This is a genomic window from Nostoc sp. (assembly GCF_036919815.1).
Taxonomy (GTDB): domain Bacteria; phylum Cyanobacteriota; class Cyanobacteriia; order Cyanobacteriales; family Nostocaceae; genus Nostoc.
Genome location: NZ_JBALCE010000073.1, coordinates 19492 through 43825, shown reverse-complemented (window position 1 = coordinate 43825; position 24334 = coordinate 19492). Strand labels below are relative to the sequence as shown.

Below are 24334 nucleotides of genomic sequence, written 5' to 3'. Positions count from 1 at the left end.
GAGTTAAATATTGAGCCAGATACAGTTTAGACTACTGCGATATCTTCGATGGGCTTCGCCTACGCATTATGATTATTCTTCTATTTCAAAATTAACTCCTTGATAAATATCGCTGAAGGGAATTTGAAAACCTATTGATTTTAGTGATAATACCGCATCTATTGATTCGTATTCAGTTAATACCCATTGCCCTTCAGCATTTTTATTAAACTGCTCAACAAGATATTCATATTGATTAATCATAATATATTCTTTGAGTGTCGCAATAGAACGATAAAATCTAAATTTATTAGTTCGATCGTGATTCTCTGTCGATTTAGATAATACTTCCACAATCATTATGGGATTGGTGACTGTAGTAGTGCCAGTTCCCTCATATATTGGTTCTCCCTGAATAACCATGACATCAGGATAAGTGTAGATACGATAACGCTGTATCCACAATTTGACATCACCCATGTAGATTTTGTAGTTTTTACCCCGCATCGTAAATTTAAAATTGGCATAAAAATTACCTGCGATTTCATTGTGATTAGTCGTACCACCAGCTATAGGAATTATTTCTCCATCTCTATATTCATTTTTGGATTCTGATGTCTCCTCTAGTTGTAAATATTCCTCTGGGCTGTAGGATTTTTTCGGTGTTTGTGTTTGCATAAAAACCATATCTGTGAAATATAAATTAATCAGGATAATGCTTGGCTAAAAACTCTTCAGCTTCTCTGCGATCTTTAATCACTCCATCCAATGTAGCAGCAACTACATCATCTAAGATTTGCCGATACTGCGGCCCTGGTTTGTAACCAAGTTTCTTTAAATCATTGCCATTTAATAGTGGTTGCACATTCGCCCAAACAGTTAAATATTTCCAAATCTGATGTCTAATCTCTCGCGGACTTTGCACAGCGATTAAAATCAGCATTGGTAAATCGCACTGTCGCAGCAACTGCACTACTTGACTGGGGCGTTGCAAAGTGGGTAATAATGTCATCACCTGAGTTTGCACTTGAGTTAAGTTCTTCAGCCTAGCAATGCTATCCTCTGGCAATTGGAGATTTTTTGCTACTTTCACCCCATATTCTGGTGCTAGGTGGGCAATTAACGTTTCTAAGCGCATTTCCCAATGCATAAGAGTTGGTTGTGGGTCAAATCGCCGTAAACAGCGTTCTAGCAAACGTAATTGCCGCAGGAGTTCTGCATCTAGCTTCAGGGTAGTATGGATACATTGCAATGCCCCTAAATTATCGAGTAACTGCAAAGCCGATTTCCAGTAAGGGGCTTCTAGGATGTGTTTTAATTCTGTTTTCAGTCGAGTTTGCAGGGCTGGAGTTCTGCTATTCTCTTGAGCAGTGCGATCGTAAACGCCACTGTTGATGGCATAGCGGATAAACTCTTCAGTTTGCGGTTCAATCTCAAATCCGAAGCGCACGGCAAAACGCACACCACGATAAATGCGGGTGGGGTCTTCGATAAAGCTATTGGCGTGCAGAACTCGAATTTGTTTAGCTTGTAAATCGATTAATCCACCAAAGAAGTCAAGTAGGGGCGCAGCATGCTGCGCCCCTACACCAGCACGGGGGATAGTAAGGCGCAAGGCGAGGGCGTTGATAGTAAAATCTCGGCGATACAAATCTTGACGAATGGAACTAGCCTCAACTTCAGGATTTGCTGCTGGATAAGGATAGAATTCTGTTCTAGCGGTGGCAATATCTACCCATAAAGAATCTAATTCTGGGTCTTTGTGCCACAACAAAGCAGCAGTTTGAAAAGCCCCGTGGATTTCTAAGCGAGCCGCAGGATAAAGTTGTTGAAGTGCCTTTGCTAATTCCACACCAGCGCCAACATCTGCTGATTTGTGAAAACCATCAACCACAAGGTCAATATCTTTAATCATCAAAGTGCCCGATGCTTGGGCTAATAGTAAATCCCGCACCGCACCTCCCACTAGATAAAGATGCCAACCGCGTTTTTCTGCCTCTTGTGATGCTTTGGTAAGTAATTGCCACAGTTGCGGAGCAAGTTTTTTCTGCAACTCAATGTTAAGTCCTGTTAGCGGATAGCTAGGGTTTAGCCCGTGCTGAGTTGGGAGTGATAATTGAGACTCAGGACTGTTTTGATGTAATTCCCGCAAGACATCTGTACGGGTGACAATACCAACTAACTGCTCGTTCTCTAATACTGGTAAGCGCCCGATATCATAAGTCACCATCAGCGCTTCAATTTCTGGCAATGTCGTATCTGGTGTAATCCTTTTGAGATTCCTACTCATGTAACCCTTGACTGGCGCATGACTAAATCCGTGATGCAAAGCGATATCAATATCCCGCCGCGAAATAATACCTACCAGTTGCTTTTGAGCATCAACTACAGATAAACCAGAGTGTCCATAGCGTAATAAAATGCGTTGTGCTTCGGCAATTGTGGTTTCAGGCAAAATAGTGCGGACAGGAGAAGACATCAAATCCCTAGCAGTGGGAGGATGGGGAATTTGTGCTTTTATTCCGTCAAGGAGTTGTTTTAATATTGCCTGCGAATCTACTTTGCGTAGGTTCAACGATGCAGCTTGCGAATGACCGCCGCCACCCAAGAGTTGGAATAATAGATTTAGATTTGTCTTGGGAATTTGCGATCGCCCAATTACTGTTAAGCGTGAATCACTTTCACCCAAAGGATATTCATTAGCTAATAGTATCGCATCAATTTCGGTTAATTCCACGAGTTCTGAGGCCAAACTGGATAATCCTGGGACAAAACCAGCTGTTTTCAGAGTTACCCAAGCAACCGTATATCCATGCAGACAGAGATATTCTAAATTTTCCAGCGATTTAGTTAATAGCTGCTGCAATTGCCAAGACAAGCCAGGGTCACGGTAGGTAGAAATTACTGATAAACTGGCACGTTGTTGCATCAACCAAGCCAAAGCTAAAGCATCCCGTGGTGTAGACTGGTCAAAAGCCAAGGAACCAGTGTCAACGTGGATACCTAAAGCCATCACAGTTGCTTCGGCAGGAGTTAGAGAAATTTGCTGTTGTTGCAATTGCTCAACAATTAAAGTTGTAGTGGCTCCGACTGAAGAAATATGCGATCGCGTGGCCCGAATATCTGACTCTTGTCCTAAGTGATGGTCATAAACTATAATCTCTCTTAAGTTGGGTAAATCTAACCACTGGGCAGCTTTACCCAAGCGATCGCGCTGTTGCGTATCCACCACAGTCAGAGAACGAATTTTTTCTGGATTCACCGAACGGCGTTCAATCAGCGAATATTCATCCCGATGCAATGCTAAAAAATCCTGTACAGGAGGGTGACAACCGCCAGTCAGCACAATCTTACTTCCCGGTAGTAGACGTGTTAGCCCTACTGCTGCTCCTAGTGCATCAAAATCTGCTGTTGTGTGGCAAAGAATTAAATCCATAGTCATTAGTCATTAGTCATTGGTCATTGGTCATTAGTCATCGGTACTAGACAAAGGACAAATGACTAAAATTTTGTAATTTCTGGTAATTTTAGGACTTAGGCAAAAGTACACGCACTCTGGGGCAATTCATGTAGCTTTAGCTGACCGCAGGGTATTGCCCCTACCTGAAAATAAGGGTTTCGGTTATTGTTTGCGTAAGTCCTGAATTTAAAAACAAGAAAAAAGTGGGAGTGTCGTTTAGAGTACAAAGCCGAGGCAGTGCGGGAACAGGGGTTTCCCCAAGTGTAGCAACTGCCGTTTTGAATATTTTGTAATTGTTCAACTGTGCTCTGGGGCATCTCGTGCAATATAAGCAAAGCGAGAGTTTTTGTCCGACGGGATAGCGTGAGTCACTGACAAGCCTACAATGTACTGCTTGCAGTCAGTGTAGGAGTATGTCACTGTAGGATATATCACTGTTTCGCTGTATTAGGAGAAGCAAAAATGACTATAATATTCCAATTTGCTCTGATAGGTCTAGTTTTGTTGTCTTTTGTCCTGGTTGTTGGCGTTCCCGTTGCTTACGCGACTCCCCAAAATTGGGGTGAATCTAAAAAACTACTCTGGGTTGGTTCCGGCGTCTGGATTGGTTTGGTATTTTTAGTTGGTTTCTTAAACTTTTTTGTCGTGTAGGCGACGGCTTCGCTCTGGCGTAGGCACATAATATAAGAACTAGAGGAGCAGAAAAGCCAAGGTCAAAGACCAAAGGAAAAAAGGAGAAATTTTTTCGGATTTCCTTTTTTCTGACAGTGCTTTCCTGCTTCTCTACATTTAAAGAAGAAATGTATATTGGCCAGAAGTATAGTTCATTAAGAGGCAATCATGGCAGTTTTCGAGGGAACTTTTACCCAAACGGAGCCTTTGCGGTTTGCAGTGGTGATTGGTCGATTCAATGACCTTGTTACCGGAAAGCTGCTAGAGGGATGTCAAGATTGCTTGAAACGCCACGGTGTAGACCCTAACCCCCACGGTAATCAGGTGGACTATGTTTGGGTGCCGGGAAGTTTTGAAGTACCTTTAGTAGCTCGCCAACTAGCACTTTCCCATCGTTATGATGCTGTAATTTGTCTAGGTGCAGTCATTCGAGGGCAAACACCCCATTTTGATTACGTATCCTCAGAAGTTTCTAAAGGCATTGCCGCCGCTAGCTTTCAAACTGGGGTGCCAGTAATTTTTGGCATTTTGACAGTAGATACTATGCAGCAAGCCTTAGAACGGGCAGGCATCAAAGGTAATCATGGCTGGGATTATGCCATGAATGCCCTAGAAATGGCCAGCCTCATGCGGCAACTGCGTTCTAATCTGGCAGAACCGTATTCTCGTAATAGCCAGTCTTTGCCGGCCTCTTTTCAAAGTGCCAGCCTCGGCAATTTAACCACGGGGTCAGAAGAACTAGGCTAGTACCGCAAGGCGGAATTCAAAATGACGCTCTCTACGAGACCCTTCTCTACAAGACGCTGCGCGTAGCTTGTTTCTTTGCAGGAATACGCGGACTCGCTAACAAAATTCAAACACGTATACAGCGTAAGCGTTTTATGGTTACTGAGCTTGCGGTTGGCGTAGCCTCTCCAAGAGTTGTATTGATTTGGAATAAGTGGTTTATTTCCACCGTGCTGGACTTACATAGGACTTACGCAAAACTACACTCACTCTGGGGCAATACCCTGCGGTCAGCTAAAGCTACATCAATTGCCCCTAAGAAGAAGATCATTCTTTTCGGCTATTGTTTGCGTAAGTCCTGTAACATAGTGCGTCATTTGTCACTTCTCCTTTGTTATTCACTAATGACCAAATTAATGGGTTGACAATTAGAGATAAATCTGGGATATTGATATTTAGATGATAAATGCGGGCATGGCTCAGTGGTAGAGCGTCACCTTGCCAAGGTGAATGTCGCGCGTTCGAATCGCGTTGCCCGCTTCCAACTAAAACCTCTTAGAGTTAAAAATTCTAAGAGGTTTAGTATTTTTAAGGTGCATTTAAGTTTTTGTCGATTTGCGTTACACTCCTGTCAACCACTCCCAATGTGGACAGTTTGAACAAAAAAATCATCTACTGTCTAAATTTGAATATCGTCCATTCAAATCACGTTACCTAGTTTCTAAGAAATATAAAACCCAGCTTTAGAATAGTCAAGATATGCATTAGCTTGGCTACAATCTTTATAGGTGTAATCAATTCGTTTTGTGTAGGGTGTATTACACTGGACTAAAGGTGGTTTTAAATACTAGTGTTGTCAGGTGCAAAACGTCTTTTAAGAGTGAAGTTAGCCGCAATCTATTTGGCCAAAAAGTCACACACATGCTCTGGATGTTTTGGCAATTCCGGCTCTTGAAAAGCTTGTGAACTTCAAGGAATAGACATTGGACATAATCACGATCTCACCTTGATAACTGGATAGTAATATATAGTGACCCAAAGGAAAATCTAGGATTTGTTGGTGTCTGTTGTTTATGAGCGTAGCCTTCCCAAACGATTTGTTTTAGGAGCGATCGCCACGTAAGCTTAAGATTGTACCAAGTCTGTCAGCAGAATTAAATGCCCAAAAACGCAACCATATTACCTTGAAAGCAACAGATGAAGAGAAGGAAATTTTTAAACAAGATTGCCAGTTACGGGGAAAGACTACAAACAGAGAACCCTGTATTGATATGGCAATTACGATACTTAAAGTTGGCGGTATCTACTGTTTGCAATGATGAATATGTATGTATATGCTGTCCATCTATATGAAGAGAGAAGCCTCTAAGGCAGTTACCAACGGATTATATTCTCGCAGTTCATGTAAAACACGCTCAAGTTATTAGAACGCTTGTGCAATCTCAAAAACCCGAAAAAATCGACTTCAATGCCGAATACCCCTGTCCCTGTCGTCGCCGGGGTCAGTTAATTCCGATTACGCTGACAGATGCATTTGGTTGCGATCGCTGTCAGCAAATCTTTGTTGTAGAAGATAATGGTCATGTCCTAGAACAGCTTTCTACCACCTATCCCTACAAGCGGGCTTGGCGTTGGATGGGAAATAGTTGGCATGTTGTCCATCCGCGCTTGGGAGAAAGCTATCTGCCTATAGCGCTGGGGATTATTTTCGTGCTAGTGATTATATGGCTACCATTAGCACTGCGATTAGCAAATGGTTCCAGCATTATTGCTTGGGCAATGGTGGCGGTGCTGTTGGCTATCTTACCAGCACTAATGGTCTGGCTTACCTACAGACGTTAACTCAATGACTGTTGAAGTTTTGGATGATCACCCCGAACCGATTACTAGCGCCCAACGAGCCTATCAAGCTTCCCTAAAGTTGGGGATCACAAAGGGAGCAGACCGGAGTCGTGCAGTATTGGCGATGGCACAAGCCCTTGAGCGCTCATTTGACGACATTCTAGAAGCCAATACCTTGGATTTAGAAGCCAGTCGAGAAATGGCAGTGCCAGAGTTGATATTAGAGTGGCTGAAGCTGACTCCCAAAAGGCTAGAGATGACAGTAGACATTTTACAACGGTTGGGGGAATTATCAGATCCGCTGCGGCGCGTCAGAACTGCTGATTATCAACTGGCAGATTCCCAGAGTTACACCCAGTTAATGCCCTTGGGAGTGATTGGATTTATTTATGAAGCGTTTCCCGATTTAGGAGCGATCGCAGCGGGTTTTTGTATTAAAACTGGCAATTGTATAATTCTCAAAGGCAGTACTGAAGCTAGCCATTCTAACGCCGCGATCGCTGAAGTACTGCAAAATGCGATCGCAGAAGTTGGACTTCCTCCGGGCTGTCTAGAACTGATCACAGCCGAACATGGTGCTTCGATTCGGGATTTAGTCACCCAAGACCAGTACGTGAATTTAGTGATTCCCTACGGACGTTCTAGCTTAGTGCAGCAGGTAGTACGACAGTCAACTTGCCCAGTTTTAAAGTCAGCGATGGGTAACTGTTATCTCTACTGGTCGCCCAATAGCAGCTTAGAAATGGTGCGCTTGATGATTCTTGATAGCCATCAGAGCGAACCTGATCAAGTTAATGGCATTGAAAAGGTACTCATTCATCGCCAAGCCTTGCCATCATCAATAGCCGTTCTGTGGAACAGCTTAATGGAAAAAGGCTTTGAAATTAAAGGGGATGCAGAACTAGTAAAAGCCTTTCCCCAGTTGCATCTGGTGAAGGAAGGCGAATGGGGAAACCCTTATTTAACTAGGACAGTAGCTTTTAAACTGGTGGATAGCTTAGAGACTGCGATCGCCTGGATTAATCAATACAGCAGTGGTCACGCCGATTCTATCGTTACTGAATCTTACCAGGAAAGTCGGCAGTTTGCCTTAGGGGTTAACAGTGCCTCTAGCTACATCAACACTTCCCCGCGTTTTTCCCGCAACCCCTCGCGGGGAGATTCAGTATTTCTCGGCATGTCTAACCAAAAAGGTCATCGTCGGGGATTTATCAGCCTGGAAACATTGACCACCGTTAAGCACATTGTTCAGGGAAATGGTAGATTTTAAATAATGGTTAAAACAAAAGTAGAGCCAATAGCCAACATTGATTTAACAACCTCCGGCTCAATCCCTAAAGGCTTTAAACAAGTAATTTGATTCATCATTTCGAGCATACTATATTCTTTAATATCAAACCCTTGTTCATAAGCGAACTGTTTCACATGGTCGATGTTTTCAAAGTGATAATTATTAATAGCTCGACCTGAGACATTACTTGCAGTTTGATTGAGTCTTTGCAACCCAGGACTAATTTGCCGTAGTTGATTCAAGCCATCAAAAGTGGTTAGGTCAGGTGTAATCCATGCACCGCCGTAAACTCGCAGTATCTCACGAACATTAGCAAACACCTTTTGCTTTTCTGCTAAGGTTAGGTATGTTAACAATCCTTCGCATAAAACAACTACAGGTTGGTTTTGATCTAAATAATTTACGTTCAAAGGAAACTGACTAGGTTGGTTAGTAGCATCAATTGCTTCAAAATACAAATTCTGCCGTTCTCCAATCGTTTTACTAGTTGCTGCTTCTGACTAATCATTGCAGGTAAATCACTTTCAACAAAAGTGATATTTTGATTTTGAGACATTGCCATACCACGAGGTAATAATCCAGATGCTAACTCGATAATTTGGGTAGTCTCAAATTGCAAGTGTTGAGATATTACTTGATTAACAGCTTTGTAACGAGCCTCAACAAGAACAGACACTTCAGCAGGCTGAGTTAATTTTTTTTGTTGCAGTTGTTCTATGAAGCTTTCGGCATTAACTAATTGAGCTAATTCCTTGCCATAAGGGATATCAGTAAACTGCCTAGTATAAGCTACCATCAAAGCTGTTGGACTAATTGCATCAAAAGAGCTTGCTTGTGATTGAACCATTTGCTACCTCACATATAGTTTTTTATCTGACCTAATATTTGTGTATCTAATATATACTTAGCGTATTTGCCAAGCACAGTTCTTAGGGGCAAAGGGATATTGACACTCTCAGGGCTAAAACCCGCACCGTTTCATAACCGATGCCACTGCTCGAACCTGTGACAATTGCTACTCTTCCTTTTTGACTCAGAATATTTTCCGCATTCCATTTTTAATTTTATTTACACCTCCTTGATTAATCGAATGTTCGTTTAACTAACTCTCAAAAAAATTAATTAACAAAAGTAAACATAGATTAAAAATGATAACTAACATCATAATTTATTAAGTTCTTCAGGCTCAATTCAGAGTATGCTTAATAGAAATCTAGTTGAGAATTTCAGCAACTAAGTACAAATAAACTTAAATATTTGTTGAGTTTTTTATACTTTGCCATTCGTTTGAGTGTTAAATACTAAAAAACAAAGTTTATTTGTGCCAACTTACTAACTAGGTTGTCGAGCAAGGCAGTAAACTTAACAAAAATTACCTAAGATGATCAGAAGAATTTTGCTGGCTGTATCGGGATTGGGACACGCAGAAGAAATGCTCAAAACCCTAAAAGAAATCCCTTCAATTCAATCTGCAAAAGTTACAATTTTGCATGTTGTTCCTGCACAAAATGCTGCTGCTAGCATGACAACTAAATGGGAAAATGGTGGTAAAATTCTGGCGAATGCTATTCAAACTTTAAACTTAGATCCTAGCCAGGTTTCTTCAATTTTGCGTGAAGGCGACCCCAAAGATGTGGTTTGCCAAGTAGCTGATGAAATTGATGCTGACTTGATTATTATGGGTTCACGCGGACTGAAGCGGTTGCAATCGATTTTATCGAACTCAGTCAGTCAGTATGTTTTCCAACTATCTTCTCGCCCCATGTTGCTGGTAAAAGATGACATTTATGTGAAAAAAATTAGGCGCATTATGGTGGCAATAGATAACTCGGATTCAGCAAAAAATTGCTTGAAATTGGCTCTATTCTTGTTGCGAGATATTCAGGGCGGCCAGTTAATTTTGGCAAATGTTAGTACAGATTTAGGCGGTAAAAAATCGGAAATAACCGAGATTAAGTCAGACAAAAATCCAGTTTTGGCAGCCGCAGTTGCAGAAGCACAAAAACAGGGCATTCAATCTCGTTCTTATATCAGCAGTGGTAAACCCGGTGAAGAAATTTGTCGATTGGCAGAAGAGTTGAATATAGACTTATTATTGCTCGGTTCTCCAGATCGTCGTCCATCCATCGCTAAGACTTTTGTTGATATAGACAGACTCATTGGCTCTTCCTTGTCTGACTATGTTCGAGTTAATGCCACTTGTCCGGTATTGTTAGCGCGGACAATCGCTTAAAGTCAAAATAGAGTTGGCGGTTGATAAATAAAAACCCCTACACTACTAGTACAGGGGTTATTTATTTTATACAGGAACTCTTAACTATCTTTTCCACCTTCGCGGCTAGCAGTTTGGATGTACAGAATTAGTAAAAACACGGCGGGAACCAGTACGAACAAAATGCTCGCTATGAACCCCAGGTCATTAACTTGCATGGCAAGAAAACCTCTCTTAAATTTCCAGTCAACAACATTAGGATAGCATCATCAATGACAGAATTATACCAATTCAAAATTTTCGCGTAGCGTCTCGTAGAGAGGAAACTCAATTTTGGTAAGTATTTTGACTACTGACTGGATAGAAGTGGAAGCAATGGCAGATTTGAGAATTTAAGGCTTTGTGACTACACTGACAGAGCCATTCACTAAAGTTTGACAGGCAAGGCGGTAATTTTCCGGCTTTTTCTTGAATTTCCGGTTTTCTACGTCTGTGCGGGGGGAAAGATTTTGTAGTCCTTCGACTATCTCGACAACGCAAGTGCCACACTGACCATTACCACCGCAATTCGTCATTTTGCCAATTAATGTATATATATCAATGTTATTTTGCATGGCTTGGAGCCGGAGATTTGCACCATCCGCCGCCACTACTTCTTTATTTTCTTTAACGAATTTGATATTACCCATAACTGTCTCCTCCTTGACTCTAAGCTTGGCTGTCAAGGCTTCATATTGACATAGCTTGATTCATATCTTATTTATTATATTAATTCATTACAGAATATTAATAAATATTAATTTTATCAAATATGGTGTCACAAAAAAATAAGACAGGTAAAGTACCTGTCCTATAAATTGAAAAATAGATTAACTTACCTAAATCCCACGGCTGCTTGCCAAACGAAAGCAAGCAACAAGAAGAATACAGGGATGACTGGGAGAACGTCTACCAAAGGATCGAAGATTTGGTAAGCTTCAGGCAGTTTTGCTAATAAAAGTGCTGCTTCCATGTTTGTTTAAATCCACCTATCCAACACAGCTTTCATAATTGAGATATACTTTAACATGGTTTGGTCATTTGTTAGGAGTTAGGAGAGACGCGATTAATCGCGTCTGTACTTAGGAGAGACGCGATTAATCGCGTCTGTACAGGAGTTGAAAATTATTATTCTTCCCCTGTTTCCTCTGCCCCTCTTACCCCCTCATCTTCCTCATCTCCCGTTTCTTGATTGAGCCAGTGACCAAATTCTATGACAAAGCGATCGCTCAATATTGCTTCTCGAATCTTTTGAGTAAAGCGAATTAGTTCGGTAATGTTGTGAATGCTCAACAAGGTATAAGCTAAAATTTCCTGCGATCGCACTAAATGAGATACGTAAGCACGGCTAAAATTTTGACAAGTGTAGCAGGGACAAGTTTCATCCAAGGGCGCAAAATCTTCACGAAACTTAGCATTTTTTAAATTCCAGCGTCCGCCCTGGACTATTGCCGTCCCATGTCTGGCCCAGCGTGTGGGAATTACGCAATCAAATAAATCTACACCAGATGCGATCGCGATCGCCATTTCCCGATAAGTACCCACACCCATCAAGTAACGCGGCTTTTCCGGTGGTAAAAGCGGTGCTGTCACTTTTACAATTTCAGCGATCATTTCCGGCGGTTCTCCCACACTCACGCCACCAATGGCATATCCGGGCAAATCCAACTTAGCTAAAGCTTGGGCTGCACGGCAACGCAAATCCAGATACACGCCCCCCTGCACAATCCCAAACAAAGCCTGCTCACTGCGTTGATGAGCCGTTATGCAGCGTTCTAACCAGCGATAAGTGCGCTCAGTTGCCGTTTCTACCTCTTGGCGAGTCGCTGGATAGGGCGGACACTCATCAAATGCCATGATTACATCTGCCCCTAAAGTATTTTGAATCTCAATAGATAACTCAGGTGTTAAGTTAATAATTTGTCCATCATGGGGCGATCGAAAAGTTACGCCTTCTTCAGTAATTTTCCGCATCTCACTTAAGCTGAACACCTGAAATCCACCCGAATCCGTGAGCATCGGTCCGTTCCAACCCATAAATTTGTGCAACCCACCACCCCCAGCCACGATCGCTTCTCCTGGTTGTAGGTGAAGATGATAAGTATTAGATAAGATCATTTGCGCCCCAGTATCTCGTAGCTGGGCTGGGGTGATAGTTTTGACATTTGCCAGCGTTCCCACTGGCATAAATCTGGGGGTTTCTACAACACCGTGAGGCGTGAAAAACACTCCGGCTCTAGCTTTTGTCTGACTACAGCAAGCAAGACATTCAAAGGAAAAATTCGCACTCATGCCATTTGGTATTTTAGACTTGTCGTGAGCCTCAGCCGAACGATTTTAGATTGTGAAACGCTAATCGGTAAAGAGCCATAAAACCAAATGGTATTAGGGCAAAATTAATATTATTTGGCTAAATTATCGAGAAACATAAAAACTGATAATTGAGTTTTAATGAATACTTAAGCACTCACGACTAACTTAGTTACCAACTTTACGAGTATATACTGGAATAATTGTTATTTAGAAAGAATCACAACAGTCATCGTCAATTTCTGCATCCCACCTGGCTGAGAGTACTTGCTCCATCATCGCTTCTATGGCGCTGACATTGAAGTTTCGTTCTCGTCGCTCTTGTAAAGGGGTTGAGCGGGGAATCAACCGCAGACAAACCCCATCCTGCATCAAATCAAAATAGGTTTCTTGTTGCGACGACTGTTTTAGTTCCAAGTAATCAAAACTACAAACATTCAGATATAGCGCGTGGTTAGCCACTAAAGTAGACCTTTGCGGATTAGCAAAAACTTCCATCACATCCCCTTCACCCTCGCTCAAGACCTTATCTTCTTGGGTGTAGATGTAGTGGACTCGACCTAAATCTGTCAGCAATCGCCGGATGTCGAGCTTATTTACAATGATGCCCGTGTTAATAATGCACGGGGCTGGTATCCTGATGTCGGGTAGATGGTGACTCATAGGAAAATAGCGATTGAGCTAAAAAGAGTGACAACATAGCTAAACTGTCATAATTGAATAGCTTGTTTACTCCCACATTTAAAAAAATATCAATTTTGTGGGGCAATCGTCTAATTAATTTGGAGTAAATTTTTAGTTAACAAATACAAAACACAAATTTTGATCGCTGATGAAATTGTAATTTGCTGAATTACATATTTTTGTATAAAAATAACTAAGCTGTATTTAGTTACCACTTAGATCAGGATAACAAAATTTTCAGTGAGAATTTCTAATATGAAGTAAATCTTATCTAAAGCTTTAAAGTCCGCTCATGTCGCTTGTACCGAAATTAAACTATTATCCAGCAATTAACCAAATATTAATGTAATTCAGATGACGAAACAGCAACAGTGGTGGAAAAAGCTGCTGTCAAAGCTGGCAGCTAGTATTATATTTTACACTATTATTCCAATACCGGATTTGAACGGATTGGACTTTCGGGGAGTGGCACGTCTTGCTTCGCTTGTAGGGTTGATAATTGGGGGAATTTTAGCGTTACTGGATACGGGGATGGATTACATTGGTATGCCAGTGTTAACTCGTAGTGCTTTGATAGTAAGTGTTTGGATTGCCATAACTGGAGGACTACACTTAGATGGGGCAATGGATACTGCCGATGGTTTGGCAGTGGGCGACCCAGAGCGGCGACTGGAGGTGATGGCAGATAGTGCTACAGGTGCATTTGGGGCAATGGCAGCGATCGCCTTGGTGACACTGAAAATAACAGCTTTGACAGATATGCCAGAAAACCGTTGGTTATTGCTGATGGCTGCTTGTGGCTGGGGACGCTGGGGACAACAGCTAGCGATCGCGCGATATCCTTATCTGAAACCAACTGGTAAAGGTGCATTTCACAAACAAGCGATTCGTTCTTACAAAGATTTGTTACCGGGATTGTTTTTGTTGTTTAGTTTGAGTGGTTTACTTTGGCTGATAGATAAACAGCAGTTATTTCTCGCAGTGGGAATGATAGTTGTGGGAAGTGCGATCGCCACTTTAACTGGTGCGTGGTTCAACCACAAATTAGGCGGACACACTGGAGATACCTACGGCGCAGTCGTTGAGTGGACTGAAGCCTTATTTCTTTGCGTGCTGACCGTTTTTTAGAAATGAGGGACATAAGGCAATATGGTTCAGTTAAGGCTTAACTCTTTATCAAAGTCAATTTTTTAACGAACCGCAAAGGACGCAAAGGACGCAAAGGAAGAGAAGGAAGAAATGCTTAACTGAACTGTATTGGGAGATAAGGGAGATGAGGGAGATGAGGAAGAATAACAACTACTCCCCACTCCCCACTCCCCACTCCCCGATCATTTAATCGGTTGCAACTTTGTCACCTTGAGTTTAAAAGCCCCAACCCCAGTTTCCCCAAAAGACCGGACACGAATAACATAATTCCCTCTCTCGACGATGCGAGTAAATAGTAGGGAATTGCTAGTACCATCAGGGCCATCATCATTTTCTGCCAAAGTCGAACCATCAGGTGCCAGCAGTGTGATCATGGTGTCAAAGTTTTCTGATGACAGGTCAACTGCTAAATTGTCGCCCTTCTCTAACTTCACTGTGTAATCACGGGCAAACCCACCTTGACCTGTAGGAATGTCTTTGTCTGAGAGGCGATCAGTAATTTCAGTAGTGCTAGATAAAGGGATTGGACTATACAACTTATTTTGAGCAAAAGCTGCACTTGTACTTATGCCTATTGCCAGCAATGTGGCAGGAATGATCATGAGTTGTTTTAAACCTGCCTCAAAAACTTTATTCATACATTTCAAGCAATTTTTCCCCAAAAATAGAGTAATTCGGTCAATTTATATCATTCTCTGCCAAAGCTTGCCCATTAATTCTTGATTTATCCGTCTCTAACCGTAGTGGCTACTGCTACTAATCCTAAAACTGCAATTCCATGCTGACGAAGTGTTTGCACAGCAGACCTGGCAGTAGCACCAGTAGTATAAATATCGTCAACTAACAGCACTGGGACATTTGGAGGACGATCGCGAAATTCTTGCCCAACAGCAAAAGCATTGTCCAAGTTTTTTTCTCGTTTAGATACCGACAAACCAAACTGCGCTTCAGTTTCTCGCACTCTTGCTAAACCGTTTAGTTTCAATTTTAATCCAGTTATTTCGCAGAAGCTTTGTGCTATTAGTGCGGCTTGATTGTATTTACGTTGCTTTTGTTTGCTAGGGTGAAGTGGGATGGGAACTACCACAGGCTGGCTATCTCGCCTCGGTGAATTTAACAACCATGCTTCTCCTAACCATTGACCCAAAGGACGAGCTATTTGGGGTTGATTTTCGTATTTCATCGCCGCGATCGCCCTTTTCACCGGGCCAATATACTCCCCCCAGCCAAACACTGGTATTGGCTCTTGCCATAAAGAAATCGGGTCTTTACGTTGACATTTTTGCAGTTGTCTGGTGCAGTTGTGACAGAATTCTTGGGAAGTTGCGCGTTGACATAGAGGGCAATGAGATTGGAGAAAAAGATTGAGTAAGCCTGTGAGATTTTTAATCCAAGTGTGCATTTTAGGACTTAGGAGACGCGATTAATCGCGTCTGTACAAGAGTTTGGAGAGACGCGATTAATCGCGTACAGGAGTTAGGAGTTCAAACTTCATAACTCTTGTGCAGTGACTTAACATACACGCGATCGCATCTTGGCGTTTCTACTCCCGTTGCTGGAGTGTAGCCGTTGCTTTCATACAGCTTGACTGCTTCCACCAAAACGCTGGCGGTTTCAATCCAAATTTGCCCAAATCCACGCGCTGCGATCGCTACTTCTAGCTGTTGTAACAAATATTTCCCCAGTCCCAAACCCCTAATGCTGGGCAAAAGATACATTTTGCGGATTTCTACAGCTTTTTCACCACGCTGTGTAGGATAGTATGCTCCAGTACCTACTAACTGGCTTTGGTGTTCAATTACCCAAAACTCTCCCCCAGTCGCTAAATAATATTCCTCTACTTGCAACACATCTCGGTCAGCGCCCTTTGGTTCCCAACCTAGACCGTATTCTGATAATACATAACTGATGACTTCGGCGGCTCTAGTGCGATCGCTTTCCACCCAATCACGAATTATAAAATCTTGATAATAGTTTTTCATCACCATTTGCTGGTCAAGTTTACACAGAAAATTTTTCCGCATCTATATTCCAATTTACCCAGCAAATAGGTTTTCTGGCAGAGTCGATTTCAAGCAGTACTCTCAAGGCGTGAATTCTGCCAGTACTGAAAAAAGTCATTTTTAACTGATAATTCCTAGATTGTTGTAGATTTCGATGAGATTGCCATCAGGATCGCGAAAATGAGCTGTGCGGATTCCCCAGGCTGGGCGATCTTGTGGTTGAGTCACAATCAGCGCATTTTGATCTTTTAGTTGCTCATAGACCTCATCGACGTTATCGACTGCGAAAATCAAGACAATTTTATCTCGATTGGCAACATAGGAAGGCTGTTCGATTCTTGGGACTACTTCAGCCATTAATTCTTTTTTGAACAAACCCAGCTTGAGATATCCGGTATTAAACTCAGCATATCCGCTATCTTCATCGCCCCAATCGACATCAAATTTCAGCAGATCCCGGTAGAACAGAAAAGAATCTTTGTAATTGGAGACAAGCAGTCTCAGGTGTGTTAGCTGAAGCTTCATATCTGTTGCCTTAGTCTACTAACTGTGAATTCTAGGTTTTGGATGTAAAGTCGCTAGCAACTCGCTTTCGACAATTGCCAATTCATCAAGCTGTTGCATGACAATTTATTTGTCGAAGTAAGTAGCAGCTAAAACCCAATATATACCGTAGTGACGCGCTTCGGATGCCATTAGCGCCGGATAAAATTTAAACAATAGCCGAAAAGACTGATTTTCTTCTTAGGGCAATTCATGTAGCTTTAGCTGACCGCAGGGTATTGCCCCTACCGTGTGTAGTTTTGCGTAAGTCCTATTCAGGAGTCAGAAGTCAGAAGTCAAACAGTCTTTATACTTGGCTTTGAGACGAATCGTTGTGTACTTCACTTTCCTTGAAATCTGCTGTAGCAAATTTGATCTTCTTTATTTAATCTAATTTAACCCAACCAATATTTCGTCCAGCATAGTTCTTTTATGATCAACACAGAAGAAAGTAACTTAATTAAGTTATACATCAGTTGGAGCAATCGCATCTAACAGCACTAATCCCATTTGCTTCAATAAAGCAGTGTTACTTCAGAGTATTGATGTTTAATTAAACACTTAATATAACTAGTATTACAGTTGCAATCCCTTGCTTAAACTCTGTTCTAGTAGCAGCAGTATGTTTTGCCAGACGTTTAAATACAACAAGGTTACGTTATGCAACTATAATATTACTGAACAGTACTTACTGTATTATTTACTATAATGCTACTCGTAATAAAATAGTAAATTTTCGGTAATAAGCCATGATAGAATTTGCGGCCATTACTTCATTGATTACTAAATATGCTCCTAAAGCTATTCAAATATTCATCACACAAGCTCAACAAAACGAAGCTGTTATCAAAGTTTTACAGGAATTAGAACTCAATCCTACCCAAATTCCTGATGATGTTGATACTGTTTATGTTTACGCTCTTGTAAGGTATGGTGTATTTAAGCCAGAAGCAATTTTAAACCTGTTTAGAAATAGAAAAATTAAAGATGATTTTTTGGCTGCTTACACTTCTAAAGCTCCCTTTGAATTTGCAAAAAAAACAAAAGAATTTCTTAATCAAAATAGCGAACTAAAAACGCAGATAATCGATGCTAAAATTAACTTTTTAGGTGAATTAGAAGAATTTGGTGAAGCTTTTATTGCAGTTGCTAAACAAACAAAATCTTCAAAATATCAGCCTTATCCAGATTGAAATTTAGATGTTTATCCTAAATAATTTCAAGCATTAATCTTTGAAAAAACTCGCTTATTTTGCGGTCGTGATTTTGTTTTCAAGGCTATTCAAAAATTCTTCATAACTCAAAACAAGGGTTATTTTAGTGTGATTGGGGATGCAGGTATGGGTAAAAGCGCTATTGCTGCTAAATATGTTTTAGCTACTAAATTTCCTTGTTATTTTAATGTTTTCGCAGAAGGACGCAACAACCCAGAAAAGTTTTTAGCCAGTATTCGTCAACAATTAATTAAGCGTCATTCTCTCCAAAATGCAGACAATGCTGATTTAAGAACTTTCCTGCAAAAAGCCAGTGAAGAACTAAAAGGACAAAAACTTGTAATTGTTGTTGATGCACTAGATGAAGTAGAACAAGAAGGAAATGGTAATCTTTTAGATTTACCACAAAATCTTCCCGATGGAGTTTATTTTTTATTAACGAGAAGACTTTATAATCAAGAAACTAAACGTTTAACTTTGTCTCCAGATACTCCTGTAGATGAATTAGATTTAACAAAGGGTGATTATACAGCTTTAAGTCGAGAAGATGTAAAAGAGTATATTCACTTATTTTTGAAGAATGATCATAAACTGAGAAGTTGGATTAATGAGCGCAATATTTCTGAGGATAATTTTACTCAGGAAATAGCTGTTAAGAGTGAAAATAATTTTATATATTTGCGCTATCTATTGCCGGGAATCTCTGAAGGTAAATACAATGATTTAACTTTAAAAGGATTACCACAAGGTCTTCAGGACTATTATACGACTCATTGGAATCGGATGGGGATGGATAATGAGTCGAATGAAAAGAAGGTAAAAATACTGTATATATTGGTAGAAAGAGGTGAGCCAATATCCATAAACATGATTGCGGAAATTCTTGATGAGGATGAATATGAGGTAAAATCGGTGTTAAATGATTGGGTTGAGTATGTAACACCGAAACTAAATGCAGATGAACAAAAAACTTACTATAGTATTTATCATCGAAGTTTTTTGGAATTTCTCAAAGGGCAAGACAAACTAGGTAAAGGTCGAAAACTGTTTAAAGAAGTTAATCAAAGTATGGCTAATTATATGATCAAGGAGATCAAATAAAATGGGGGATTTTGCTACTAAGTTAGCCTCAAAATCAGCAGAATTTAAAAATTTGTTTTTGGGTCAATTTCCTGAACAAATATTAAAAGTAGGAAATTCGGAAATTTATTATAAAACTCTCATAGATTTTGATTTTATTTCTCTGAAAATTCAATATCATAATTTTGGAGTGGAACCCCTGATTAGGGATTATTCCTTAATTGAAGATTCTGAAATATTAGAGAATTTAGAAGAACAAGAGAAACTAGACCCCGAACAAGTCAAAACCCTGAAATTAATTCAACGTGCGCTACAGTTATCAGCCCATGTTTTGAATCAAGACCCAAATCAATTAGTAGGACAATTATGGGGAAGGTTGCAGAGTTTTCCCCAGCCAGAAATTCAGAGAATATTAACAGATGCAGTAGAAAGTAAAAGTGAAATTCCTCGATTTCGCCCCATTACAGCCAGCTTAATGACTCCAGGCGGAAACCTACTGCGTACTCTGACTGGTCATAACTCCTGGGTAAGTGCAGTAGCGATCGCCCCAGATGGAAAAACAGCCGTTTCTGGTTCAGGTGACAACACCCTGAAACTATGGGATTTGGAGACAGGAAAGGAAATCTCTACCCTGACTGGTCATAACTCCAGTGTATATGCAGTAGCGATCGCCCCAGATGGAAAAACAGCCGTTTCTGGTTCTGATGACAACACCCTGAAACAGTGGGATCTAGAGACAGGAAAGGAAATCTCTACCCTGACTGGTCATAACTCCTGGGTAAGTGCAGTAGCGATCGCCCCAGATGGAAAAACAGCCGTTTCTGCTTCAGATGACAACACCCTGAAACAGTGGGATCTAGAGACAGCAAAGGAAATCTCTACTTTTATTGGTGATAGTCCTATATATTGCTGTGCAGTTTCCCCAGATGGATTGACAATTGTAGCAGGAGAACAATCAGGGCGTGTTCATTTCCTGCGGTTAGAAGGAGGGCATATAGAGTGAGCAAATCTTATTTTATTTATCTTGATGTTTGTTGTTTAAATCGCCCTTTTGATGATTGGAGTCATGATAGAAACCGTTTAGAAGGTGAAGCAGTTATTAAAATTTTAAAGTAGGTTAAATCAGGAAAATATAAATTAGTCAGTAGGGAAGCTATTGAACCAGAGTTAATAAAAATGACTAATCTTTATAAATTAAAAAAATTATAACCCCCTATTATTTGGTTAATGAATAGTTTTTTATTAAATGGAGATGATGAAAATGACACTCATTGAATTACGCACAAAAGGTTATCAAGCCTTAGTTAAATAGTTGGGACAACTTGACACAATTCGCTTTTTACAATAAATGGGTTGGGGTTCTGATGATTATACAAAAGAACGCCAAGAGTCTCTAAAAAATTTAACAAGAGCAGAATTTTGGCAAGATATTGAAGAAATTAGAAAAGAAACAATAGGCTAATAATAAATACATTATTGTCGATTAAATTTTAAAGATGATTCTAGTGCGATCGCTTGTTAATTCCAGAAATTGAATTCCTTATAAGCTCGACTTTATCCAAAATTAATAACTTGGATCTCTTGTATCGGCAAAACCCTAGCTTTTTGGCAAAAACTTTTTCCATATCACTGATTTTAGGTGAAAACTAAAAAGTAAAACTACGGTCATACAAAGCTTTCAGCGTCAGCTTAAGCGTTGCCAAAAAATGGATAAAGTCGAGATAAGAGGTTGTTTTAAAAGTCATGATTGATGTATAAAATATTTGTTTACCCCACCCTAACCCTCCCCTTATAAAGGGGAGGGAACCGGATTTTCTTGTTTCCCCCCTTTATAAGGGGGGATTAAGGGGGGTAATAATTCGATTAAAGTCACAGCTAACTACTTTTAAAACATCCTTTAACAGTAAATGAAGTAAATCAATGTTTGATAACACAACTATCAAAAATCCGAGAGGACATCGCAAAGAATTTCAAGCAATTATTACAGAAAAAAGCCGTAATTTTGTGGGTCGTGAATTTGTCTTTGCTGCTATCAACAACTTTTTCAATCAATCTGACCGGGGCTACTTTACTATTATCGGTGATCCTGGTATTGGTAAAAGTGCCATTCTTGCCCATTATGTCAGCCAAAATCCCGGAGTTGTCTATTACAATGTCGAAATACCAGGTAAAAATCGCGTTGAGCAATTTCTGACGATTATTTGCACTCAATTAATAGAAATTGCCCAACATCAAGGTACTAAAACTTGTGTTGAGCATCTCGGCTCCGCTCGATGGAACCGGAGTCGAAACAATCTCACCACGAACTTTCCTGATTTTACCACAGAAGGCAGTGGTTTTTTATCGTTATTGCTGCAACAAATCAGCGATAGATTGCAACCAAAACAACGGTTAATTATTACAATTGATGGCTGCGATCGCATTGATCTCAATAATCAACCACGCGGCTCAAATATTTTCTATTTACCCCGTTATCTACCCGAAAAAGTTTATTTTATCCTGAGTCGTCGTTCTTTTTTGACAGAGAAATCAGGTTTATTAATTGAAAATCCAGTCCAATCTTTAGATTTATCAAATTACCCTGAACAAAATCGCGCTGATATCCAGAAATATATTAAAAGTTATTTAAAGTCTCCCAATATTAATCATCAATTATTAACGCAGATTAGCCAAGATGAAACTAATTTTCTGTATGTTAGTGAAATCTTAGCAGCTATTAATGAGGATATTTACCCCCCAAATTTACAACTCTATTACCAAAATCACTTAGAAAAAATGAATTTAGCAACCAGTAAACAGCAACCAATGGCTTTACAGGTGTTAAATATATTAGTTCAAGAGCAAGCAATATCAATAGAAGCGATCGCAGAAAAATTAGATGAAGATGAATATGAAATAAAGGTAATTTTAGACAAGTGGCGAGAGTTTTTACATTTAGAATCAATAGCAGCAGAAATGCATTATAGTCTTTATCATGCTAGTTTTCGTGATTGGTTGAGGCCACAAATTGAGTCTAATATCAAGTTCGGGTGATTACTTATAATAAAATCTATCAATGTAGGTTGGGTTGAACGGCAGTGAAACCCAACATGAACAAGGATCAAATGTTGGGTTACCCTGCGGGAAGCGAGCTACATGACTCAACCCAACAAAGCAGATATTGTAGCAGTGCTACGTCTCTATATTCTTTTTCACTCTGGCTTTAGCCCAGTGAGAGTCAATCCTGCTCCCGCCGTGACTCCATATCTTGAGTAGAAATCATACTGCTGACTTTCTCTACATCTACCATCATCAAAACTGCTCCCTGCATTTCAATGCCAAGCAGGGGAGTAATTGCCAGATAACATTTTATTTGTCTACCCCGACGATTGGTAGCATTGAGGATCATTTCTTGAAACTGTTTTTTCCTGGATAAGGATTCGCGGATGGGCGATCGCAACTGCTCGACGGGTAGCCCAATGTCTAGGCTGAAGATAGACTGTCCTAGAACTTCATCAGTTCGTAAGCCCCATAAATCTTCTACCATGTAATTCCAAATTAAAATCTTAAAGCTGCTGTCAATTACCACTATTCCAGTTTGGAGACTTCTGAGAATAGAGATCAGGAAAATGTTAGTACGATTAAGTTCTGTGGTGCGATCGCTCAGTTCGTAATTAATTGTTTGTAATTCTTCATTAGTAGATTGTAACTCTTCATTCATCGTCTCCAATTCTTCATTAGTAGATTGTAGTTCTTCGTTGGTAGTTTCTAATTCTTCATTAGTAGATTGTAGTTCTTCGTTGGTAGTTTCTAATTCTTCATTAGTAGATTGTAGTTCTTCGTTAGTAGTTTCTAGTTCCTGTTGGGAGCGTTGCAGCGCCTCTTGGAGGTTAATATAACGGGTGACATCACTAAAGGCGATGCTGACACCTAAGAAACTGGTGTCTGTTTCTTGCAAAGGCGTAATTTGCACATCCAGATATTGCATTTCTGTGTTTGACAAATGGCGTTCTACATTTGTCAGAGTGATCGGGCGGCGTTCAGTATAAGCCTGTTCAATTAGCGATCGCAACTCAAGTGGTCGATAGGAAAGTTCTAAATCCTGGAAGGGACGAGCTAAATCTTTGGGGGAAAGGGCGAACAAAGTCCGCGCCTGCTCGTTCACCATTATCAGAGTGCCATTGATATCAATGACTAATTGAGCAATTGGTGCTGTGTCAAAACCCATGTCTCGCAGCCTGAGGAGTCGAGACAAACGGCTGGTAGATTCTTCATCTATTGAATTTGCCATAATTAAGAGGCGATCGCGGATATTCACCGACGATATCTTAGTAAATATCCGGTTTTTTAAATCCAGTGGCGTAAACAAATTAGAATGCATCAATAGCATTTCTGCTTTTCCCAAAAACAGATAGCCATTATCATTTAGTGCAAAATGAAACCGGGCTAAAATTCGCCCTTGAGTCTCAGAATTAAAATACATTAATGTATTGCGGCTGACTAACAAATCTAAGCGCGAAATCGGCGCATCCTGAAGCAGATCGTGGCGACCAAAAATTACTGAGCGGCGCAAGTCTTGACGAAAGACATAGCAGTTGCCGACAACTTCAAAGTATTTCTGCCGTAGTTCATCTGGCACTGTCTGGATATCTTTTGCTGAATATACAGCAAGACGTGCCTGGTTGAGAGCATCTTCATCTACATCTGTGGCGTAGATTTTAACTCGTTGGCGAAATTCCTCTGCTCCCAACATTTCAGCCATCAACATTGCCAGGGTATAAGCTTCTTCCCCAGAAGCACAGCCAGCGCTCCAGATGCGGATTTGGTCAGAAGTTTTTTTATTCCTAATCAGATTAGGCAGTATTTGCTCTGCTATGTATTCCCAAGCTGATGAATCTCGAAAAAAAGCCGTGACGTTAATTAGGATAGTGTTAAAAAGATAATTGAATTCTTCTGGATGAACTTCTAAATAGTCTAAATATTCTTCAAACTTCTCTATGCTAAATGACTGCATCCGCTTCTGTACCCGACGTATCAAAGTCGAGCGCTTATAGCCTGTAAAATCAAATCCCCGGTTTTGTCTGAGATAAATCAGGAGATTTTCAAATTCGGGATTTCTTTCTGCGGAAGTCATACCAATTTTGGATTTTA

The 24334-nt window shown here is 40.4% G+C and carries 24 protein-coding genes, 1 tRNA gene and 1 pseudogene; 11 read left to right on the top strand and 15 right to left on the bottom strand.

Annotation, left to right across the window (positions count from 1 at the left end):
* Window positions 1-72 precede the first annotated feature (72 nt).
* Window positions 73-657 (bottom strand): Uma2 family endonuclease, encoded by a 585-nt coding sequence (locus V7K15_RS17240; protein ID WP_334907005.1) that lies wholly within the window; start codon window positions 655-657, stop codon window positions 73-75.
* Window positions 658-682: 25 nt separating this feature from the next.
* Window positions 683-3415 (bottom strand): CBS domain-containing protein, encoded by a 2733-nt coding sequence (locus V7K15_RS17235; RefSeq protein WP_334907003.1) that lies wholly within the window; start codon window positions 3413-3415, stop codon window positions 683-685.
* Window positions 3416-3901: 486 nt separating this feature from the next.
* Between V7K15_RS17235 and psbZ the strand changes: the two genes are divergently transcribed.
* From psbZ to V7K15_RS17210, 5 genes are all read left to right on the top strand, one after another.
* Window positions 3902-4090, top strand: a complete 189-nt coding sequence (gene psbZ / locus V7K15_RS17230; protein WP_334907001.1) for a photosystem II reaction center protein PsbZ — start codon at window positions 3902-3904, stop codon at window positions 4088-4090.
* Between the two features lie 189 nt (window positions 4091-4279).
* Window positions 4280-4858: a 6,7-dimethyl-8-ribityllumazine synthase gene (gene ribH / locus V7K15_RS17225; RefSeq protein WP_334906999.1), complete on the top strand. Its 579-nt coding sequence runs from the start codon at window positions 4280-4282 to the stop codon at window positions 4856-4858.
* Window positions 4859-5305: 447 nt separating this feature from the next.
* Window positions 5306-5377: transfer RNA gene (locus tag V7K15_RS17220), tRNA-Gly, on the top strand.
* Window positions 5378-6271: 894 nt separating this feature from the next.
* Window positions 6272-6679 (top strand): hypothetical protein, encoded by a 408-nt coding sequence (locus tag V7K15_RS17215; protein ID WP_292806035.1) that lies wholly within the window; start codon window positions 6272-6274, stop codon window positions 6677-6679.
* Window positions 6680-6683: 4 nt separating this feature from the next.
* Window positions 6684-7949: a glutamate-5-semialdehyde dehydrogenase gene (locus tag V7K15_RS17210; RefSeq protein ID WP_334906997.1), complete on the top strand. Its 1266-nt coding sequence runs from the start codon at window positions 6684-6686 to the stop codon at window positions 7947-7949.
* On the opposite strand, the gene V7K15_RS17205 is transcribed toward V7K15_RS17210, so the two are convergent.
* Entirely contained in the window at window positions 7946-8428 is a 483-nt protein-coding gene (locus tag V7K15_RS17205) for a hypothetical protein (RefSeq protein WP_334906995.1), read from the bottom strand. The genes V7K15_RS17210 and V7K15_RS17205 overlap by 4 nt on opposite strands.
* Entirely contained in the window at window positions 8377-8817 is a 441-nt protein-coding gene (locus V7K15_RS17200; RefSeq protein ID WP_334906993.1) for a class I SAM-dependent methyltransferase, read from the bottom strand. Before V7K15_RS17200 ends, V7K15_RS17205 begins: the two co-directional genes overlap by 52 nt.
* A 534-nt stretch (window positions 8818-9351) precedes the next feature.
* Here V7K15_RS17200 and V7K15_RS17195 point away from each other — a divergent pair.
* Window positions 9352-10203, top strand: coding sequence for a universal stress protein (locus V7K15_RS17195; RefSeq protein WP_334906991.1), 852 nt, complete (start codon window positions 9352-9354; stop codon window positions 10201-10203).
* Window positions 10204-10283: 80 nt separating this feature from the next.
* Here the strand turns inward: V7K15_RS17195 and psbM are convergent, their stop codons facing one another.
* The 5 genes from psbM to V7K15_RS17170 form a co-directional block, all read right to left on the bottom strand.
* A complete protein-coding gene (gene psbM / locus V7K15_RS17190; RefSeq protein ID WP_084227279.1) occupies window positions 10284-10400 on the bottom strand; it encodes a photosystem II reaction center protein PsbM in 117 nt (38 codons plus the stop codon).
* A gap of 174 nt (window positions 10401-10574) precedes the next feature.
* Window positions 10575-10871: a 2Fe-2S iron-sulfur cluster-binding protein gene (locus V7K15_RS17185; protein ID WP_334906989.1), complete on the bottom strand. Its 297-nt coding sequence runs from the start codon at window positions 10869-10871 to the stop codon at window positions 10575-10577.
* A gap of 185 nt (window positions 10872-11056) precedes the next feature.
* A complete protein-coding gene (locus V7K15_RS17180; RefSeq protein ID WP_006195022.1) occupies window positions 11057-11194 on the bottom strand; it encodes a photosystem II reaction center protein K in 138 nt (45 codons plus the stop codon).
* Between the two features lie 155 nt (window positions 11195-11349).
* Window positions 11350-12513: a tRNA guanosine(34) transglycosylase Tgt gene (gene tgt / locus V7K15_RS17175; protein WP_334906987.1), complete on the bottom strand. Its 1164-nt coding sequence runs from the start codon at window positions 12511-12513 to the stop codon at window positions 11350-11352.
* Window positions 12514-12741: 228 nt separating this feature from the next.
* Complete coding sequence (locus V7K15_RS17170; protein WP_334906985.1) at window positions 12742-13194, bottom strand: hypothetical protein; 453 nt, start codon at window positions 13192-13194, stop codon at window positions 12742-12744.
* Between the two features lie 375 nt (window positions 13195-13569).
* Here V7K15_RS17170 and cobS point away from each other — a divergent pair, with 375 nt between their 5' ends.
* The gene (cobS, locus tag V7K15_RS17165) at window positions 13570-14343 is read left to right on the top strand and encodes an adenosylcobinamide-GDP ribazoletransferase (RefSeq protein WP_334906983.1); all 774 of its coding nucleotides are present in this window, start codon (window positions 13570-13572) and stop codon (window positions 14341-14343) included.
* Window positions 14344-14546: 203 nt separating this feature from the next.
* Here the strand turns inward: cobS and V7K15_RS17160 are convergent, their stop codons facing one another.
* The 5 genes and pseudogenes from V7K15_RS17160 to miaE all read right to left on the bottom strand — a co-directional run.
* A complete protein-coding gene (locus V7K15_RS17160) occupies window positions 14547-15002 on the bottom strand; it encodes a PPC domain-containing protein (protein WP_334906981.1) in 456 nt (151 codons plus the stop codon).
* Window positions 15003-15088: 86 nt separating this feature from the next.
* A complete protein-coding gene (locus V7K15_RS17155; RefSeq protein ID WP_334906979.1) occupies window positions 15089-15766 on the bottom strand; it encodes a ComF family protein in 678 nt (225 codons plus the stop codon).
* An 82-nt stretch (window positions 15767-15848) separates the two neighbouring features.
* Window positions 15849-16346, bottom strand: a complete 498-nt coding sequence (locus V7K15_RS17150) for a GNAT family N-acetyltransferase (RefSeq protein ID WP_334907089.1) — start codon at window positions 16344-16346, stop codon at window positions 15849-15851.
* Window positions 16347-16487: 141 nt separating this feature from the next.
* Window positions 16488-16892, bottom strand: coding sequence for a VOC family protein (locus V7K15_RS17145; protein ID WP_334906977.1), 405 nt, complete (start codon window positions 16890-16892; stop codon window positions 16488-16490).
* A gap of 18 nt (window positions 16893-16910) precedes the next feature.
* Window positions 16911-17087 (bottom strand): annotated as a pseudogene (gene miaE / locus V7K15_RS17140) (tRNA isopentenyl-2-thiomethyl-A-37 hydroxylase MiaE); the annotation flags it as partial.
* A gap of 572 nt (window positions 17088-17659) precedes the next feature.
* Between miaE and V7K15_RS17135 the strand changes: the two are divergent.
* The 4 genes from V7K15_RS17135 to V7K15_RS17120 all read left to right on the top strand — a co-directional run bounded on the left by V7K15_RS17135 (window position 17660) and on the right by V7K15_RS17120 (window position 22237).
* Window positions 17660-18103: a hypothetical protein gene (locus V7K15_RS17135; protein ID WP_334906975.1), complete on the top strand. Its 444-nt coding sequence runs from the start codon at window positions 17660-17662 to the stop codon at window positions 18101-18103.
* A 36-nt stretch (window positions 18104-18139) separates the two neighbouring features.
* Window positions 18140-19225, top strand: a complete 1086-nt coding sequence (locus V7K15_RS17130; protein WP_334907087.1) for an ATP-binding protein — start codon at window positions 18140-18142, stop codon at window positions 19223-19225.
* Between the two features lies 1 nt (window position 19226).
* On the top strand, window positions 19227-20207 hold the full coding sequence (locus V7K15_RS17125; RefSeq protein WP_334906973.1) for a WD40 repeat domain-containing protein: 981 nt from the start codon (window positions 19227-19229) through the stop codon (window positions 20205-20207).
* Window positions 20208-21124: 917 nt separating this feature from the next.
* Window positions 21125-22237 (top strand): ATP-binding protein, encoded by a 1113-nt coding sequence (locus V7K15_RS17120; RefSeq protein WP_334906971.1) that lies wholly within the window; start codon window positions 21125-21127, stop codon window positions 22235-22237.
* Between the two features lie 184 nt (window positions 22238-22421).
* On the opposite strand, the gene V7K15_RS17115 is transcribed toward V7K15_RS17120, so the two are convergent.
* Complete coding sequence (locus V7K15_RS17115) at window positions 22422-24317, bottom strand: CheR family methyltransferase (RefSeq protein WP_334906969.1); 1896 nt, start codon at window positions 24315-24317, stop codon at window positions 22422-22424.
* Window positions 24318-24334 lie beyond the last annotated feature (17 nt).